General features: G+C 60.9%; 16 protein-coding genes and 1 pseudogene. 10 read left to right on the top strand and 7 right to left on the bottom strand.

Annotated features, from left to right (window positions below; genetic code table 11):
• Positions 1-4 precede the first annotated feature (4 nt).
• From ACVWWD_RS30805 to ACVWWD_RS30795, 3 genes are read right to left on the bottom strand one after another with little or no spacing between them, the layout of a single operon-like run.
• A complete protein-coding gene (locus ACVWWD_RS30805) occupies positions 5-853 on the bottom strand; it encodes a carbohydrate ABC transporter permease (RefSeq protein WP_023785033.1) in 849 nt (282 codons plus the stop codon).
• On the bottom strand, positions 850-1,785 hold the full coding sequence (locus tag ACVWWD_RS30800) for a carbohydrate ABC transporter permease (RefSeq protein ID WP_352548299.1): 936 nt from the start codon (positions 1,783-1,785) through the stop codon (positions 850-852). The genes ACVWWD_RS30805 and ACVWWD_RS30800 overlap by 4 nt, the downstream gene beginning before the upstream one ends.
• Position 1,786: 1 nt before the next feature.
• The gene (locus ACVWWD_RS30795; RefSeq protein ID WP_352548297.1) at positions 1,787-3,037 is read right to left on the bottom strand and encodes an extracellular solute-binding protein; all 1,251 of its coding nucleotides are present in this window, start codon (positions 3,035-3,037) and stop codon (positions 1,787-1,789) included.
• Positions 3,038-3,189: 152 nt separating this feature from the next.
• Here ACVWWD_RS30795 and ACVWWD_RS30790 point away from each other — a divergent pair, with 152 nt between their 5' ends.
• The 4 genes and pseudogenes from ACVWWD_RS30790 to ACVWWD_RS30775 form a co-directional block, all read left to right on the top strand.
• A complete protein-coding gene (locus ACVWWD_RS30790; RefSeq protein WP_352548294.1) occupies positions 3,190-4,113 on the top strand; it encodes a BadF/BadG/BcrA/BcrD ATPase family protein in 924 nt (307 codons plus the stop codon).
• Complete coding sequence (locus ACVWWD_RS30785) at positions 4,114-5,136, top strand: SIS domain-containing protein (protein WP_352732660.1); 1,023 nt, start codon at positions 4,114-4,116, stop codon at positions 5,134-5,136. It begins immediately after the preceding gene.
• Positions 5,137-5,276: 140 nt separating this feature from the next.
• Complete coding sequence (locus ACVWWD_RS30780; RefSeq protein WP_352732663.1) at positions 5,277-6,470, top strand: ROK family transcriptional regulator; 1,194 nt, start codon at positions 5,277-5,279, stop codon at positions 6,468-6,470.
• Positions 6,471-6,680: 210 nt separating this feature from the next.
• Positions 6,681-6,818: pseudogene (locus tag ACVWWD_RS30775) on the top strand (mandelate racemase/muconate lactonizing enzyme family protein); the annotation flags it as partial.
• Between the two features lie 434 nt (positions 6,819-7,252).
• Here the strand turns inward: ACVWWD_RS30775 and ACVWWD_RS30770 are convergent.
• Positions 7,253-7,648, bottom strand: coding sequence for a hypothetical protein (locus tag ACVWWD_RS30770; protein WP_023785040.1), 396 nt, complete (start codon positions 7,646-7,648; stop codon positions 7,253-7,255).
• Between the two features lie 321 nt (positions 7,649-7,969).
• Between ACVWWD_RS30770 and ACVWWD_RS30765 the strand changes: the two genes are divergently transcribed.
• From ACVWWD_RS30765 to ACVWWD_RS30745, 5 genes are all read left to right on the top strand, one after another.
• Positions 7,970-8,740 (top strand): hypothetical protein, encoded by a 771-nt coding sequence (locus tag ACVWWD_RS30765; protein ID WP_457103707.1) that lies wholly within the window; start codon positions 7,970-7,972, stop codon positions 8,738-8,740.
• Between the two features lie 38 nt (positions 8,741-8,778).
• Positions 8,779-9,477, top strand: coding sequence for an LOG family protein (locus ACVWWD_RS30760; protein ID WP_352732670.1), 699 nt, complete (start codon positions 8,779-8,781; stop codon positions 9,475-9,477).
• A gap of 70 nt (positions 9,478-9,547) precedes the next feature.
• Entirely contained in the window at positions 9,548-10,498 is a 951-nt protein-coding gene (locus ACVWWD_RS30755) for a DMT family transporter (protein ID WP_245276275.1), read from the top strand.
• Entirely contained in the window at positions 10,392-12,302 is a 1,911-nt protein-coding gene (locus ACVWWD_RS30750) for a peroxidase family protein (protein ID WP_198030315.1), read from the top strand. Before ACVWWD_RS30755 ends, ACVWWD_RS30750 begins: the two co-directional genes overlap by 107 nt.
• A 54-nt stretch (positions 12,303-12,356) precedes the next feature.
• Positions 12,357-12,758 (top strand): hypothetical protein, encoded by a 402-nt coding sequence (locus ACVWWD_RS30745; RefSeq protein ID WP_352548280.1) that lies wholly within the window; start codon positions 12,357-12,359, stop codon positions 12,756-12,758.
• Between the two features lie 32 nt (positions 12,759-12,790).
• On the opposite strand, the gene ACVWWD_RS30740 is transcribed toward ACVWWD_RS30745, so the two are convergent.
• Positions 12,791-14,662, bottom strand: coding sequence for a hypothetical protein (locus ACVWWD_RS30740; RefSeq protein WP_457103706.1), 1,872 nt, complete (start codon positions 14,660-14,662; stop codon positions 12,791-12,793).
• Positions 14,663-14,868: 206 nt separating this feature from the next.
• Here ACVWWD_RS30740 and ACVWWD_RS30735 point away from each other — a divergent pair, with 206 nt between their 5' ends.
• Positions 14,869-16,266, top strand: a complete 1,398-nt coding sequence (locus ACVWWD_RS30735; RefSeq protein WP_352548276.1) for a YcaO-like family protein — start codon at positions 14,869-14,871, stop codon at positions 16,264-16,266.
• Positions 16,267-16,530: 264 nt separating this feature from the next.
• On the opposite strand, the gene ACVWWD_RS30730 is transcribed toward ACVWWD_RS30735, so the two are convergent.
• Together ACVWWD_RS30730 and ACVWWD_RS30725 are read right to left on the bottom strand one after the other, a co-directional pair.
• On the bottom strand, positions 16,531-17,040 hold the full coding sequence (locus tag ACVWWD_RS30730) for an OmpA family protein (RefSeq protein ID WP_023785049.1): 510 nt from the start codon (positions 17,038-17,040) through the stop codon (positions 16,531-16,533).
• 10 nt (positions 17,041-17,050) lie between these two features.
• Positions 17,051-17,710, bottom strand: a complete 660-nt coding sequence (locus tag ACVWWD_RS30725; RefSeq protein WP_352548273.1) for a L,D-transpeptidase — start codon at positions 17,708-17,710, stop codon at positions 17,051-17,053.
• Between the last annotated feature and the right edge of the window lie 258 nt (positions 17,711-17,968).

Here is a 17,968-nt window from a genome sequence, read left to right as displayed (position 1 = left end):
GCCCTTATTTCACCGCGCCTTGGGTGATGCCTGAGATGAACTGCTTCGACAGCACGATGTAGAGCAGCGTTATCGGCAGGGCCGCCAGAGTCAGCCCTGTGAACAGCACGCCCCAGTCGGTGGTGAATTCGCCGACAAAGACGGTGAGACCTTGCGGCAGCGTCTTGAGATTGTCCGACGTGATCAGCACGAGCGGAAAGAAGAAGTCGTTCCAGATCGGCACCGCATTCTGGATTGCGACGATGACCAGGGCCGGGCGCGCCAGCGGCAGCATGATCGAGCGCATGATGCGAAATTCGCTGGCACCGTCCATACGCGCCGACTCCTCCAGTTCGCGCGGCAAGGTCCTGAGAAAGCCGGTCATGATGAACACCGCGGAGGGAATGCCCATGGCAACATAGACCAGCACCAGGCCGGCATAGCTGTCGACCAGGCCAAGCGAATCCAGCTGGATGAACAATGGAATGATCGCCAGTTTCAGTGGCACGGTCATGCCGCTCAGGAAGAACATCAGCACCAGTGCGCTCAGCCTGAACTGATAGCGGGCGATGGCATAGGCGGCCATGGTGCTGAACAGAAGGATCAAGGCCACCGCGGCCATGGTGATGCCGACTGAATTGGCGAGGTAGCGGACGAAATTGGTTTCGTTCCACACACGCTCGGCATTGGCCAGCGAAAAGTGCGCCGGCAGGGCGAAGGGCGAGCTGAAGATCTCGGCATTGGTCTTGAAGGACGACATCACCATGATGAACAGCGGATAGATCATGATGACGGCATTGATCGCCAGCATCAGCTGGATGGCCCCGTTCTTCAACAGCTCGCCGGGTTCCCTGGTGCCGACCGCTGCGCTCACAGTTCGATCTCGCGACGGCGCAGATAGCGAAGTGCGATTGCGGTGACGCCGGCAACGATGATGAACATCATCACCGCCAGCGCACTGCCCTGGCCGAAATCCTGGATGCCTGTCGTCGTCGAGCCGAAGGCGGTGCGATAGAAATAGAGGCCGAGCACGTCGGTCGCGCCGCCGGGCGAGCCGGTGAGGCCGGCCATGACGTAAGGAATTTCGAACCAGTTGAAGCTGCCGATGAAGGTCAGGATGGTGACGATGGTGACGCTCGGCGCAATCAGCGGCCAGATAATCCTGGTCATCAGCACATAGTCGCCGGCGCCGTCGAGACGGGCGGCTTCGATCACTTCCTTGCTGACGCGCTGCATGCCGGCGAGCAGCACGAGGGTCGGGAAGCCGAGCCAGTGCCAGACATTGGCAAACAGGACGCTGCCGAGTGCGGTGTGTTCATTGCCGAGCCACGGGATGGCGCCAATGCCGACAAGTGCCAGCGTCTGGTTCACCAGGCCGAACAGCGGATGCAGGAATAGCTTCCACAGAAAGCCGACGATGACCGCCGACAGCACGACAGGGAGAAAGACGATGACCTGGTGAATGCGGTGGCCGGGGAGTGCCTTCAGCAAGGCATAGGCGAGCAGGAAGGCGGTGCCGTTCTCGAACACCATCAGCGCCACGAAGGCGATGATGTTGTGCTTCAACGCATTGTAGGTCCAGTCGCTATAAGGCTGTTCAAACAGCACTTTGCGGAAGTTTTCGAAGCCGATGAATCCGGTCGGCTGCAAGCCGTTGAACTCATAGAAGGCAAGGCGGAAGGCCGAGAGCAGCGGCCAGAGCACGAACAGCACCATGACCACCAGGGCCGGTGTCAGCAGGGACGCGATCCAAAGTGACCGGCGCCACGGAAAGGCTTTTTTCGTGTGGCGCCGGCCGCTGTTCATGTCACTTGCCCTGGAAAGGCTTGTACCATTTGGCGAGGCCGTTGGTCAGGTCGGCGGCCAACTGGTCCGGGGTGATCGAACCCGACATCATCTTGGTGATGTCGCCCTGCAGCAGCTCCGATCCTGTCGGCTTCTCGAAACGGAAGTAGACGACATTGATATGCGGCATGGCGGTTTCGTTCAACTTGGCGACGTGGGCAAGAAGCTCGTCCTTGATGACGACGCCCTTGATCGGCGAGATGTTGCCGAGCAAGGCGGAGAACTTGTCACCGAACTCCTTGGTGCCCATCCAGTTGACCAGCTTGAGCGCGGCCTCCTTGTTGGCCGACTTGGCGTTGACGGCATAGCCGCCGTCGAAGAACTTGGTCACCTGCGGCGTATCGCCCGCCTTGGCCATTGGGGGCGCGACGAAGTCCATGTTGATGGCCGGGTTCTGGGTCCGATAGCTGGCGATATCAAAGCTACCGCCGGCCAACATCGCTGCCTTGCCGCTGATGAACAGCTGGCCGGCGGTGTCGTAGTCAATGCCTTCGAAACCGGGAGGCATGTAGTCGCGCAGTTCGAGCAGCTTGCCGAGGGCCGCGACATAGCGCGGGTCCTTGAAGGTGGTCTTGCCCGATGTCAGGTCGCTCACAAAGTCCTGGCCGAGGAACGGGTTGGTGAAGATGGCCACGAACATCTCGTTGAACCAGCTGGTGCCCATGCCGTTTGCCAGGGGGTAAATACCCTTGTCCTTCAGCGCCTTGCTGACGGTGATGAACTCATCCCAGGTGGTCGGCGGCGTCAGTCCGGCCTTGGTGAAGACGTCCTTGTTGATGAACAGGCCGAGCGTCTGCGAGGCGAAGGGCAGGGAATAGACCTTCTTGTCGGCGCGGTAGGTGCCGGCTACCAGCGCATCGGCGGGCTGGTTGGCGAGCGAAGGCACCGTGGTCAGATCCTGCGGCTCGAAATAACCCGCCTTCACGAACTGCTCCAGCCAACCGTAAGCGTGGGTGTGGATGACGTCGCCGCCCTTGCCGGCGGCCAGCGCCGTCGAGACGATGGTCGGATAGTTCTCATCCGGGAAGGACTCGAACTTCACATGGATGTCCGGGTTGGCCTTGGTGAAATCGGCGAAAAGTTCGTTGTAGGCGGCCTTGTCTTCCTGGCGCCAGGTCCAGAACGAGATGTCGGTGGCATGCGCCACGCTGGCTGCCAATCCCCATGCGAAAGACGCGGCCGCGAGGGCCAGCCCAATCCTTCTCCTGCTCATGTTGCAATCTCCCAATCGCGCTTGATGCGCTTTTTACGACGATTATCAAATCATAGTTCTTGCCGTCTGGAAAGATAGTTTGTAAAGTTTCCTAACTAATTGGGATCGGACGCGGCAACCTGGCTTCGTCCCGGCTTGCGCGGTGGATATCGGTGACCCAGAAGATCATTGCAGGCGTTGATATAGGCGGCACCAAGACACGTATCATGGCGTGCCTGGGCGAGCGCATGATCGCCGACGAGGTGCTGGTGACGGAGAGCTGGCGCATTCGCCAGATGGAGACCGATGCCGATACGCTGGCTGGGATCGTTGCCGGGTTGTGCGGCGGCGTCGCCCCCGCTGCGCTGGCCGTCGGCGCGCATGGCTGCGACACGGGTGAACAGTGCCTTCGTTTCCAGGCGTTGCTCTCCGGCAGGACCGGCGGTGCAGTGCAGGTGGTCAACGATGCCGAGCTGATGGTTCCCGCCGCCGGCTATATCGACGGCATCGGCGTCGTCTCCGGCACAGGCTCCATCGCGGTGGCACGGACAGTCGATGGCAAGATGCTGGCAGCCGGCGGCTGGGGCTGGATCCTTGGCGACGAGGGCAGCGCGCCGGCCCTGGTGCGCGAGGCGGCCAAGGCGATCCGCCATAGCCTCGACCGGGGCCAGGATGGCGACCCGCTGATCGCCGCGCTGATGCGCGAACTCGATACCGACGACCAGACCAAGCTTGGCATCCTGCTCAATGAAACTCGCGGTGCGGCGGTCTGGGGCCGTTACGCCAATGCCGTGTTCGACGCGGCGTTCGCCGGCTCGGCTCTGGCTGTCCGGGTCATCAGGGAAGGCGGGGCAGGGTTGGCCGCATTGGTCGAACTCTTGATCGACCGCGGCGCCAATCCCGCCCTTGTCGTGGCTGGGGGCGGTGTCATCTCGGAGCAGCCAATGCTGATGGCGGCATTCGTCGAGGCCATGGCAAAGGTCTCGCCGTCGAGCCAGATCGTGCTGCTGCGCGAGCCGCCGGTGCTCGGCGGCGTCGCCTTGGCCCGGCGGCTGCTCGTCGGCCAGGGCCTATCCTCGCACATTGGAGTTGTTTGAATGATGAAGCGTATCGGCTATCGCCCGGCGGTGGCGCGCCAGACGGAAAGTCTCGAGATTGGCCGACGCTCGGTAGCAGAGGCGCTGGAGAGCCTCGATCTCGCTGCCTTTGTCGGCAAGACGATGGGGCTTGCCGGCATTGGCGCCAGCTATCAGGCGGCCCTCGCCGGCGCGCTTTATCTGCGCGCCTCCGGCATCAGGGCCTTCGCCTATACGCCGACCGATCTCTATGGTCGCACGGACGCGGCCGCCGATGCCTTCATCGCGCTGTCGGCCTCCGGGCAGAGCCGCGAGATTTCCGATGTCATGCGCGAGGCATCGGGTTCGCCGCGCCTGGCGATCTGCCGTGGCACCGACAATCCGCTGGCTGATCTGACCGGCGCCGTGCTTGCCACGGATTCAGGCGCCGACAATGGCGCGAGCTCGACCGGCTATACCGGGACCTTGCTGGCGCTCGGCATGCTGATCGACAGGCTTGCCGGCAAAAGTTTCGACTGGGCGACTTTGCCACCCGCGGTCGCAGCTGTCCTCTCCACTGCGCAACAGCCCGCCGGGGGGGCGGCATGGCTGCTGCAGGGCAGAACGGCCATCGATATCGTCGGCGCCGGTATCGGCTTTGCCAATGCCGGCGAGGCGGCGATGCTGATCCGCGAGGCTGTTCGCGTGCCGGCATCCGGATGGGACACGCTTAACTATCTGCATGGACCGATGGAATCGCAGGATGCGGCGACCGGATTGATCGCCATCGGTGATGGTCGTGAGGTGAAGATCGCGCAGGATGTCGCCGGCTTCGGCTGCCCATCGGTGCTGGTCACCCGGCGCATGGACGTCGTTTCGGCTGATAGGCTGGTGGTGATTTCCATCCCGGCCCTTGGCAATACCATCGCCGATGCCATTCTGGAGATCGTCGCCATCCAGCTTGTCATCGGCGAAATGCAGGATGCTGCTGGCCTCACCGACATCGTTTTCCGCTACCGGCAGACCGATACCAAGTTGAAACCATGGTCGGCGACGGAAGTCTGACGCTTCTGCCCGGATCGCGGAAATTGCCAAACCGCCCGGCAATGAGGCATTGAGGACAGGATGCGGCTTTCCGAGTCGGGGCAGCGATTGCGCTGTGCCCGGCTGGAGACAGGATTTCAGGCAAAGGTCGAACGGCTGAGATGGCGGCTGCGGAAATCCCCAATCTGACCGACAGCGCCCGCGCGGTGCTGCGCCTGCTCGCCTCGCACGGGCCGGTGACGCGGCCGAAACTTGGCGCCATGCTTGACCTGTCGAAGCCGACGATGTCGGCGGCGGTGTCGGAGCTCAGCGCGCTCGGCCTCGTCGCCTCGCGCGGGCTGGAACGCGGCGCCATTGGCCGCACGGCGACCATCTACGGCATCGGCCCGGGCGCCGGCTACGCGATCGGCATCGACGTCGGTGCCGCCCAGGTGCGCGCGGTCGCTTATTCGATGGATGCTGAAAAGCTGGCTTCGGCGGAAGAGCCGATTGCGGAAGCGATAGCCAGCGATGCAGACGAGGTCGGCGCCATCGTGCTGTCGGTGGCGCGCGCCACCATAGCCAAGGTGGCTAAGAGTTTTCGTGCGCTACGCGCCATTGCGGTGGCTGTGCCGCGCATCGTCTCCAACGATCGTTTCGACCGGCCCGGCGGGCCGTCAGCCGTGCTTGGCCGGCTGCGGCGCAGTGTCGAAGTGCCGATCATCTTGGAAAACAACGTCAATTGCGCGGCCATCGGCGAGATGCACTTTGGCGCCGCGCAAGGTCACCAGACCTTCGCCTTTCTGCAGGTTGGCGTGCGGGTTGGCCTCGGCTTCATCACCGAGGGGCGCTTGTTTCGCGGCGCCGGCGGTGCTGCCGGCGAAATCGGCCGCATGCCGTTTCCGTGGTCGGCCAGCGAGACGCCCTATCGTGAAGGGCTCGAACACTATCTGGGCTCGCGGGCGCTGATCGAGCGTTGCCGTGACGGCTGGCCGGAAAGGGAAGGTGCGCCGCCCGATTCGGCCAAGGATCTTTTTGCGCGCGCACTGGAAGGCTCGCCGTCCGCTACGGCGGCCGTCGCGCGCCATGCCGCCGATATCGGCAGGCTGGCGGCCGGCTGCATCGGCATGCTCGACCCCGGGCTGATCGTGCTTGGCGGCGGCGTCGGCAGGAACCCGCTGATGACGGAAAACGTCGGGCACGTCGCGGCGGACCTTGCCTGGCCGACACGCATCGCCGTCAGCTCGCTCGAAGACGGCGGCACGGCGCTCGGCGCGATGAAGCTGGCCGTCGACTACAGTCTCGGGCTGATGCTGCGCGAAGGCCGCCATCCGGCTGTTGTGCTGCCGCCATTAGGCCGATCTGGACCGCGTTAGTGGTGATTCAGGCTCGAATGGATTAGCCTCTTGCTTATGTAAGTGTTCGATCGCAGACCTTCGAGGCACGGTAGCAGGATACCTCCTGGCATCTCAGATGCTGCCGAAATGTTCCGGCCTAATTTGCCGGGCATCACATGATGTCTTCTGTTTAGGACCAACCCGCTCGACGCGCGACGCATGGTCGAGCGCCTCCGACCCCTAGTGGGAGACATCGTCATCGGCCTGCCGTCGCAGATGGTGAAGGACAGCCTGGTGGACCTGCTGGAAGCGCCGGGGCTGGGCCTCGATATCGACGCCGCGGCAGCCCGGAGTCTCATCGAAGAGGATGCGGCTTTCTTCGACTGAGCGATCCTGCTTTCGCCACGCGCGAACCGCTTCACCCGCCGCTGCCTGGCCGGCCAACGTGCCCTCTATGCCGGTCATGAGCCTGCCGGTTCCGTGCGCCAATCATTGCTCGCACCACCGACTCTTTCACGCTGAGCGTAGCAGCCCCGAGCTGCCCAAGCACAAAGACTCCGTGTACAAGCAGCCCTTCTGCGGCAGGCTCGCTTCAGACATCTGGAAAGCTTGGGTTCTTTACAAGGCGCAGTCAAACGCCGGATTCATGCGGCTGCAAATAGGCGCACCCCAGATCCCCCGAGGTGCGCCGGATTGGAACCGGAAGATCAGGCTATGCCGCAAACTCTGAAAACCGGATGCACTGTTTGCCGTCGCCTAATGCACTGACATGGCGAACGATTCTATCGACGACAGGTTTGCGGTTGAATGGGGAATATCTATCACTGTTCCTCTTCTTGTTCCTGCGCGCCGCTGTTCCAGTCGAAGGTTGCCCATTTGGTGCAGGTAGACCGAGCGCCGAAGCCGCCGCGGTCGCAGGCCTGTGCACTGTATGTGCCGCTGTCGCCCGGCTCCCTGTCGAACGAATAGCCGTTGCCGACTTCGATCTGGTCCCCAGGATTGGTCTTGAAATTGAAATGGGTGGTCCTTGAGAGTTTGCTGGACAGCGAGATGCGCACCTTGCCGCCAAAATATTTCACCGAACCGCAAACGCCGTTGATGCATTTGCGCGGCACGGTGGTGCTGTTGGCGTAGGCTGTAGTGGGTGCCACCAGAGGGATCATCAGAACGGCACTTGTCGAGGCCGCGGCGAGTGTTTTCGTCAAGGTGCTCAGCATGATCGAATTCCTTCTACGTTTGCGTTGAGGTTCATTGTCAACCGCTTGACCGCCCGCTCTGACGAAAGTCGGAAGGCCTTGCAGTGATGATGTGTTGGACAATCCAGCGTGAATTCACTGTGAACTGAAGTTGGCCTGCTCCCGGCGCTTCGCATGCCGATGGATGCGGATCACAAGCCTGACGGTCCGCTGGGCCGAAGGGGCAATTGTCATCTGGCGCGGCGCTAATGTGAACCAACGCCTCGGACGCATGGTGGCGCAATTCACGATTGGATCACGCAGAGGATCGCAAAGCATGCGGCATCAAGGAGGAACGCCAAGATGACGCTCAACATCGACAAGTCGCTGAACGCGACTGCAGGCAAACATTCGGTTCGTGATCGAGCATTTCCTTTGATCGTCCCACAGATCCACCTGCCAGCTTTGCGCACGGCATTGACGGATCGAATGTCCGGCCCAGGTGGCGCCTACAACATCGGAAACCTCATTGGCCTCTGTCAGGGGATTACGGCGCAGATGCTCGTATCCTACGATCTCAACCACCTTCCATGGGCAGGCGCGCCGGCCGCCATAAGCCACTATCTGACAGGCAATTTTGCGGCAATCGCAATGACCTCGGCGACGGCGATCTTCTTCGCCAGCGGTGAAGTCTACCATCGCGCCTGGAAGGGACGTTTCAAACCCAGGGAAAAGCTTAACCGATTGGGTGACTTCCTGTCCGGCGTTGGCGCCGTTTGCCTGGGTCTGGCCCTGTTTGAACTTGGCCATCCGTTGCTGGCGTTGACATCGGGTCTGCTTCATTGCGTCGGAAAATTCGGCAGTGCTTTCCATCGCCCCGGCGTTCAGATCCTGAATTTGCCGGCGTCAGGACCCGATCCGTTTCGCACCATGGTCCTGCTCAGCCGGCTGCCGGCCATCATAGCTGCCGGAACCGGCTTCCTTGCCTCGCTGTTCAAGGCCCAGATCGGTCAGCCGCAGCACTGGTCGATGCCAGCCAGCCTTCTCGTTTGTTACCTGCTCTGGTCCTGGGCTGACCTGCTTTTGTTTCGATCGAGCAAACCTGACGCAGCTCACGAGCCCGCCGCGGGCTGATGCGTCCTGGCAATCCCAACCATAACTGGAGAGACACCGTGTTTGGATCATCATCCGACGATACCGCCGAACAGATCGCCCGCTCCTATCCCTCGCAGCGACGCATCGGCACGATCTGCGTTTTCGGCGGCGCCATGCTTGGCAACGATCCCGACCACGCCCGCTGCGCCACCATCCTTGGCGAGGCAATTGCCGCGGCCGGCATTCGCCTGGTCTATGGGGGAGGCTGTGACGGCCTGATGGGCCAGGTTGCCATTGCCGCTGCACAAGCGGGTGGAACCGTAGTCGCCATCACTCCGCAGTTCCTGGTCGAGCGGATGAGGATGCTGTCATCGGGATGCCAGACGATTTCAGTTCCCGACATGAGCATCCGCAAGCAGCTCATGTTCGAGTATGCGGATGCCTTTGTGGCCTTGCCGGGCGGTATCGGCACCGTTGAGGAACTGACCGAGGTCATGACACTTCGCAAACTGGGACGGCACTGCAAGCCGCTGGTCCTGGCGAATTTCAAGGGCTTCTGGTCGCCACTTCTGGGCGTCTTCGACAGCATGTCCGAAGCTGGCTTCATGAACTCGTCAACTCGATGCACGCAAATGGTTTCGGCAACCCCGGAAGCTATACTTCCGCTTCTCCAGCGCAGCGTCAGTTTCGACCACAACGAACCGCAAAGGCCTGTCCTGCTGCCCACCATCCCTGTCTTGCGCAGATCACATGTATCGAGCGCCGGGCCCGGATAGTTCACGAGCCGGGCAGCAACAGGCGCATCCCTCCGGGCAATACCATTCACCTCGACGATGACTAGGTCGGTTGACCCTGGTCACCACTTTCAAACCCGATCACAAACTTTTGGAGCCATTGCCCGTTGCGGCGATGCGATCAATCATGTCCAGATTTAAGGCAAATTCCCTGCTGATGCTTGCCGCGGTCATTTGGGGAGTGGGCAACGTGTTCCACAAGACCATACTGGCCCACCTCGATCCGATCGCGGTTGTTTTCCTGACCAGCGTGATCGCCGCAATGGTGACGTTGCCGTTCGCGGTGCGGGAGCGTGCGCCCTTGGCCAACACCGGCTGGCTTCCAAGTGTGACGAGAGTGGTCCTGCTTTTCGCCCTCGGCTGCGTGGTCCAGCAACTGTCCTATGTCAGCACGACGGTGACGAATTCGAGCCTCCTGATCAGCGCTTCCACCGTCATCACGCCGATCGCCGCATGGCTGATCATGAGGGAGCGGCCAAGCGCACTGATCCTTTTCGTCGCAATTCTGACGGTCGTGGGATCGGCTCTTCTGGCGGGCGGCTTCAATGGTTCGGCAACCGCTGGCGACGCGTTCGCGATCCTGACCGCAATCTGCTTTGCGGTGTGGACGGTCGAGCTCGGGCGCCATGTGCAGGCGCATGGCCATCCCTTCGCGACAGCGGCCGCGCAGTTCATGGGCACGGCCGTTGCCACGCTGCCTTTCGCGCTGCAGGGCACGATGACGTTGCCCGCAATTGTGTCAGCATGGCCCGAACTTATCATGCTCGGCGTGTTCTCGACCGCCGTCGGCTTTTACCTGCAGACTTCCGCGCAGCGCTACACCACATCCTCCCATGCTGCGGTGATCTGCAGCGGAGAAGGCGTATTCGCCGCTATTTCCGCCGCTGCCCTGCTCGGTGAACGGCTTTCTCCCGACGGCTTTCTGGGTGCGGGCGTTATTCTCTCCTGTGTGCTTTTCGCCGCCGTCTCGGCGGGTCCAAAGCTCGATCCGTCATTGCCATGATTGCTTCGCCAATGTTGGCTACTCTGGAGCGGCGCCATTCCCAACACGACGGGCAAGTCTGTTTCTACTCCGCAATTCATGCCAAGATACTGGCCTGGCCGCATTCATCATCTGGAAAATGAGGTTTACTTCGATGCTCCACGGCGAAACGTCCTCCTTCGAAGCCGCTAACCTTCCGAACAGGTCAAACCATAGTTCAGATGACGGGCTCACCGACAAGCCCACCTTGGAAGGGATCAGGCTATTCCCGTCCCTGGCCGACATGCCGATCGCCTTGTTTGCGGCAACCGAACACGAGGGCGTCATCGACCGCACCAAAGCGGCTTTGTTGGACATCACGACGGAAATGGTTGGCCCCAGCGATGGCCTCGAGGACGGTGATCTCAGCCCGACACCGGCAGGCTTTACCTATTTCGGCCAGTTCGTGTTCCACGACATCGTCTTCAGCCAGATATTCGGGTTGCCCAAGCCGACAGGCAAAACCCATCATTTGAAGAACGCGTCCTCGCAAGGTCTGGATCTTTCGGGGCTCTATGGAAGGGGGCCCATCGTCGACGCCCATCTCTACGATGTTACCTACGGACCGAATCTGACGGCCTGCCGGTTTCCCATCGGCTTGCCTTGCATGAAGGACAGCATGCTCCCGGTCGATCGCAAGACGGTGCCGGGCCGCGATTTGCCGCGCATCGACATGTCGGGCAAATTCATCAGTGTCGAGGGCCGGCGGTCGCCCTATCGGCCCCTGGTGGCTGACCCACGAAACGACGACAACCTTGTCCTTTCGCAACTGCTCTGCACCCTGATGTGCATCCACAACAGGATTGTGGATCTGCTGCTTGGCAGCGGCACTTCCGATCCAGCTGAGGCTTACAGGCGTGCCAGGGTCTACCTGACCTCGGTTTATCGTACCGTGATAATCAACGACTATCTGAGAAAGATACTAGCTCCCAACATATGGGATCATTTTTTCGCCAGCGATGATTTTCAAGGCACGGGAGTCTCGGCACTTGAGACGTTCAATGCGCTGCCGTTGGAATTCACCTTCGGGGCGTCGCGCTTTGCCCACGCCATGGTGCGGCAATTCTATGTCGTGAACGACAGGTCGGTCGAAGACCCAGCCAATTTGCGCAGAATGCTGTCCTTCTCCAGCCTGCGCCCGGATGGGGAGATTCCGATACCGGAGAACTGGATCGTCGACTGGACCCGGTTTGCCTCGTCGCAAACCCCATCGAACGCTCAAAGTGCCCGGCGCATTGGACCATTCCTGTCAAAGGAACTGACGATTGCCGGCCTGAGTTCGGAATTGAACGGCACAGTCCGGCCTGTCGCCTTCATGGATTGCTGGCGCTGTTATGATCTGGGCTTGCCATCAGGTCAGGACGTGGCCGGTGCGGTAAAGAGCGCCCTGGGTGACAACAGCATCGATGTGCCGGTCCTCACGGGCAATGACATGCTGCCCACGGCGGCTTGTGCCGAGCGCTACGTCTACAATGCCGGCCGCCTTCAGGGCGCCCTGCAACGTTACCCGGAGTTCCTGAGCCGAACGCCTCTCTCCTACTACATCATCCAGGAGGCGTCCGTTCTTGGCAATGACGGCAGCCATCTTGGCCCGGTTGGCTCCTATATTGTGGCCGCTACGATCGCATCCGCACTGTTCAAGGCCGCCGACACGGATCTCTCTTCTGGCAGGCTCATTCCGGACGTTGAGCCGAAAACACTGGCAGGACTGCTCGATCTCAATGATACTGCGAAGGTGCCGGACGAAGTGCTTGGCGGCCTGATCAACAGACAGGGTTTTCAGTAGCGCTGATAGCTGCAGCGCTACAGCTTTTAATCTGGTTTAACGGGGGAAGTGGACATGGTGAAGTTCAAAGATGTGCAGTTCGAGGCGCTTGGCGAATTCATCCGGGACCTGATCAAGGATCCGGCCAAACAAGCGATCTTCAGAAATGGAGATCAGAAGGCGATGAAGGACCTGATGCGTGGGTTCATGACCCCCAGGGACAAAACCTGGGAGGAGATCACCATCAAACCATACTTCGACGAAGACCTGATCGCGAACATCGCCTTTCCCTTCACCGGCGACGTCGAGCAAACGATCGCTACCATTGCGCCGGCGGATGGACCCGGTGAGGACTACACATTTCCCGATCATTACAAGATCGATCCGAACGCCGGCCCGCCCGACCAGATCAAGCAAAACCGTTTGCGTGCTTATCACTGTCGCCTTGGCGACTATGTCATGTCGCGCTGCAAGTAGAATCCTGAGGGGCGTAACGCAGGATTGTTGCTTCAGCCCGACTGCGCTGCCAGTTCGATACCGCGTGCCAGCTTCACCTGGTCGGCCGGGTGGCGAATGGGAAAGGCGGTACTGAACCAATCGACAGCGAGCGCGCGATCGGGCCTGCCTTGGCCCTGCCATGCCGCCGAAAGGTTGCGCAGGAAACGCCTGAACTCGTCCCCTGCCTCGCGATTGCGTTTCAGCAGCGCGAGGGCTGCTGCCGACCAGCCATGGATGTCGGCGAACAGTTGGTCGCACTTGGCCGCGGCGTCCACGCACCCCTCAAGATCGTCTGCCAAAAAGGCAATGGTCGCCTGATAGCCATGATAGTGCGCATCAGGCACCGGGTTGAGTTCGAAACATCGCTTCGAAAGCTCAAGCGCCCGCTCGTGATGTCCCATGAACGAGCTGGCTAGTGCATAGGCGATCAGCGTCGCGGGATTGCCGGCATTCTGCTCATGCGCCAGGCTGAAGTGGAAATCCGCAAGATCCCAACGCCGGCCCAGAAGGTGGCTCCAGGCCAGATTTACCTGATTGCGGTGGTCGAATGGGTCGAGCAAGACCGAACGCTTGGCCAATTCGAATGCGCGCGTGAGGTCCTGTTCGATTGAAGGCGCTCCGGGAACAACGATCCAGCGCGAGTTGAGCACCGCCGCAAGGCTGGAATAGGCGCAGGACAGATCGGGATCTAGCCGGATGGCTTCCTCGTAGCGGGCGATGGCAGCCTCTTCAGTATCCTTGCGCCACATGATCGAAAGGCGCTGACCGTCCAGCCAGCAATCATAGGCTGAAAAATGGTTTTGTGAGGTCGGCGATATCCGGTGCAGCCTGGCACTGGACAACGCGATCTGAAGACGCGCGGAAAAACGCGCGCACACCTCGTTGAAGGCCGAGCGCCAGGACGACGGATCAGAAGGAACAGTCAGCCTGAAGGCTTCCCCGCCTTGCAGGAAGTCATAGCAGGTGATCTCGAACACGGCTGGGACGTCCGCGTCGATCAAGCGGATGAGCACCCCGATATCCACGTTTTCGCCCGCGGCCACGCGCACGTCGTCAAACGAGATCCGGCTGGTTTGCAACTCCGTCGACAGAGCTGTCCAATGCCTGAAGCGAGAGATCGAAGCCAGAAGCTCTGTCGCCAAGGCAAATTGCAGATGTTCGTTTTCCGCTTCGCGCCTGGCAATGATGATTGCGATCATCGGCTTTCCAGGGATGCGGCTATCGTGATCGCTCCGCCCAAGGCCGGGACCAGTTGCCTGCTTCTCATCGCCCTTGCCGGGTTTCAGAGCCTCCACAAGGCGCAGTATCTCGCCTGGGGGGCGCAAATCCATGTCCGCTTTCAGTTCGGCCGCATAGCGCTCGAAGAAGGCCCGGGCTCGGGCGTAGCCGCTTTCCTGACAGACGCGTCGGATGGTCTCCACTACGGCATCATCAAAAAACGGATCGAGTTGCAGAATACACGCCGCGATGGATTTGCGCTGTCTCGGGTCCGTCTCGGCCGCCAGCCAGGCCGCGAGCCGTGTGACCAGCCTGTCGGTCATCATGGTTGACTGCATTCTCAACCAATTGTCGAAGACAGGATCGCAATCGTCCAACCCGGCGCAGAGGCCATCTCTGGCTTTGCCCAACAACAGCAGGGCACGGTCATAATTGCGGTCGTCAAGCGCCCGCTCAAGCTCATCTATGTCTGAGCGTATCGAGGTCGGATCAATCCCAAGGACGAGTTTGTCCACTGTCAGGAAGTTGAGCCTGGTTTCGCTTGCCAGGCGTCTGAGATCCTTAATACACTGGCGCAGCGATCCGCGCGCATGTTCCTCGTCCTGTTCGCTCCAAAGCAATGCCGCCAGTCGCCCGCGGGTCTCGCGTGACCTGCCGCTCAGCATGAGATAGGCGAGGATAGCGCAGGCCTTCCGCTTACCCAAGGAGAGGGTCTCCGCGCCCTTGCGAAGCTCGAAGCCGCCGATTAGCCTAATCGCCAGACCGTCTGTAGAAATGGTCAACTCCGCCGGCTATCGCCTCGTTCCGGTCGATGGGTGGCGACCGCTTGCCCAACGTAAACAGCAGACGCTAAAATATTGGAAAAGCCAAGTTGCTGTTGCAAGGGCCGCATTGGAGAAAGCTCGCTTCGCTGCTGCGGCGCGACCAGTTGATGGCGCTGATCCAGAACGGCATTGCCGAGGGCGGCCCGTCGAGTCCCCATGATCTTGATGTCTTGGCGAACCTGGCTGCCAACCTTGTTGCCGCGCCTGGCAATGGCCTGCCGCTTTTGCGCTTCGCTACCCGCTACGACATTGGCGTTGAAGTGTTCGATGTTCCAGGCGGGGTCCTGGCAATGTCCAATATTGCTCCCTTCGAAGGCAGTGAGGAACGAGTTACAGCAAGCGGCAAAGGCTTCGATGCCGGCAGGGCCGTGTTGGCATGCCTTGGAGAGGCTGCGGAGATTTCCAGTTGGGCCTGCAAAGCCGACGATGTCACGGCGTCAGCGCACATTGCCTGTCCAGTCGATAGGATGACGATCGATGCGGTTCATGTGCTGGGCTTCTCGCAGGAGCAGATCAACAATCGCGCCCGGCTCAACAGAGCGTGGCACGGTTGGGATACAATTCCTTCGGCGGATCATCTGGGCAATCCTAGGCTATGGGTGCACGTTAAAAGCTTCCATGATGACACGACAGCGCTCTGTCCTGCATTTCTTTGCTACGGACGCTTAGGCGATGTCGCATATTGCGACGCCAGCTTGAACGTCGACTCCAATGGCTGCGCGGCAGGCACAACGCGGGCCGATGCAAGGACTCGCGCCTTGCTTGAACTCGTGGAGCGAGACGCCACCGGAATCTGGTGGCATCGAGGCTCTTTGAGAAGGCGGCTGGACGTCGAGCAGCTTGATGACCAAGGCCTGACGTCTCATATCCGGCAGCATCGCCGCGACACCGGACGAAGGCTCTGGCTTCTGGACATATCGTCCTTCCGGACGGCCATGGTGGTCGTGGCGATCAGCTGCGAAGACAGCGGCGAGCGCATGGCTGTTGGCTTCGGAGCCGGCTTCCATATGGTGAATGCCGCCAGGGCCGCGTTTCTGGAATTGGTACAATCCGAGGCTACCATGCAGGCCCATGTCGAACGAGCTGAACGACGTTGGAATGCAACGGCGAGCGATGCCGACTGCCGGGTGAGTCGCTGGAAGCGTTTCGCCGACGTGCGCAACTTCCGTTTCGCCATCGGCGAGCCGGCCGCTGGGCTGGAGAACGCCGGCACCGGAAACGTCGACGACCTGCTGGATGAAGTCGAAGAAGTTTGTGGGCAGCGGGTCTGGTTCGCAGACCTTTCGCGATCCGAGATTGGTATCCCCGTAGCAAAGGCGATCTGCGAAGGATTATCCCACTTCAAGGTGCGCTGGGGATGCCGCCGAAACACCGCACCTTCCATCGCCAGTGTTTCGAGCAGGACCGTCAGCGGCCTGTCGCAGGCCAGGAAACTTTTCATCTAATTCGCTACAGGCGCCACCGATCAGATTTGGTACAGCACTCGCTCGAATGAGCGCACGCAGTCAATGTGAATGGCAGGAACTGCTCCTGCGTGTCCACTTTTGGGAAAGACTATTATAAGGCCGAACGACTGCAATTGGGCGCATTGCCGTCCGGCAGCTTTAAGGCGTGAATCGTCAAAAGCGGCCGTTCACCCCAACGCGACATCCGCATATCACCTGGGCACAGGCCTTCCTAGCTGTCTGACATCCATAGGTGACAAGCCCCTACGACTCGTCCCTCTCATCGCGCAAATTAGACACAACGCGGCGGTTCTGCGACCTGCAGGCTGCGTCGGGGCAGTCGCGGACGAGCCTGTCCTTGCCGTAGCCCTTGGCCCATATGCGGTTGCGGTCTATGCCGCCGGCGGCGAGGTAGCCCATCACCGCATCAGCGCGCTGCTGCGACAGCGCCGTTTCACTTGCGCCGGGATCGTCGGCGAAACCCTGCAGCTTGAGCAGCCAGCGTGGATGCTTTGCCAACCAGGCGATCTGGGTGTCGAGGGTCGCCTTGGCGACAGAATCGAGCGCGGCCGAACCTTGCGTGAAGTAGGTGCGGCGGCCGACATTGAGGATAAAATCCTCCTCGCTGCCTGGCTGCACGTTCTGGAAGCCGGCAATCTCGGCGTTGGTGACGTCGGGCGTGGGGGCCAGCGTGTTGCTTGTCGAGCAGGATGCGGCCAGCACCAGCAGGCCCATGGCGAGCAGCCGGCGCGTGTTTTCAATCATGCGGTTCATGAGGCGCCAATCATTCGACAGTGGTGGAAGCGGGCGCCTGATCGGCGATGTGCGGCAGGACCTCCACGGCGGTTCCGATCGGGCACCGCTGGTAGAGGTCGATGATGTCTTCCGGGAACATGCGAATGCAGCCGCTGGAAGCGTCGGTGCCGATGCTCCATGGTTCCAGCGTGCCATGCAGGCGGTAGCCGATGTCGGCGCCGTCGCGGTACAGATAGAGCGCGCGCGGCCCGAGCGGATTGTTGGGCGCGCCGCCTGCGACCATGGGCGGCAGTTCCGGCCTGCGCTTAAGCATTTCGGGCGGCGGGACCCATTGCGGCCACAGCGCGCGGCGGTCGATCGTGGCGCGGCCGTACCATTTGAAGCCCTCCTTGCCGACACCGACGCCGTAGCGGATGGCGGTCTTATTTTCCATGATGAGGTAGAGGAAGTGGTGGCGGGTATCGACCACGACGGTGCCGACCGTCTCGCTGCTGAAATACTTGACAATCTGGCGATGCCATCTCTTGTCGATCTTGGCGAAGTTGGTCTTGCGATAGACAAAATTGTTGTCACTCGCGATACCGGCGAAAAAGGATTTTCCCGTCGCAGCTTGAACAATATTGCCCGTCGCACCGACCGCGACCGCCGCCAGGCCGCCGAGCACGACACCCCTGCGTGACAAAACCATCGGCAATCCCCCTGCCTTAAGCCTGGCGAACCATAGTTGAGAATTATTTCGCCTCAAAGTGGAAAATGCTTGGCCTGGGGCCGACGGTCCGCTTTTGCGTGCGGCTGTTGGCCATAGCTGCCGCGATCAAACGCCCTCAGCAGAACTGAGGCGCCCGGAGGGCCTGTCCCGCCCTTTAAGCGAGTACTCGGCTCCAGCATGCAGTCGCCGCGTACCGCATGTCTGCTACAACCATGATGTTTTGCCTTTTTAGCCTTT

The organism is Mesorhizobium sp. URHB0026 (genome assembly GCF_054059755.1).
Note: the sequence above shows the minus strand (reverse complement) of the source record. Positions and strands in the feature narration are given on the sequence as shown.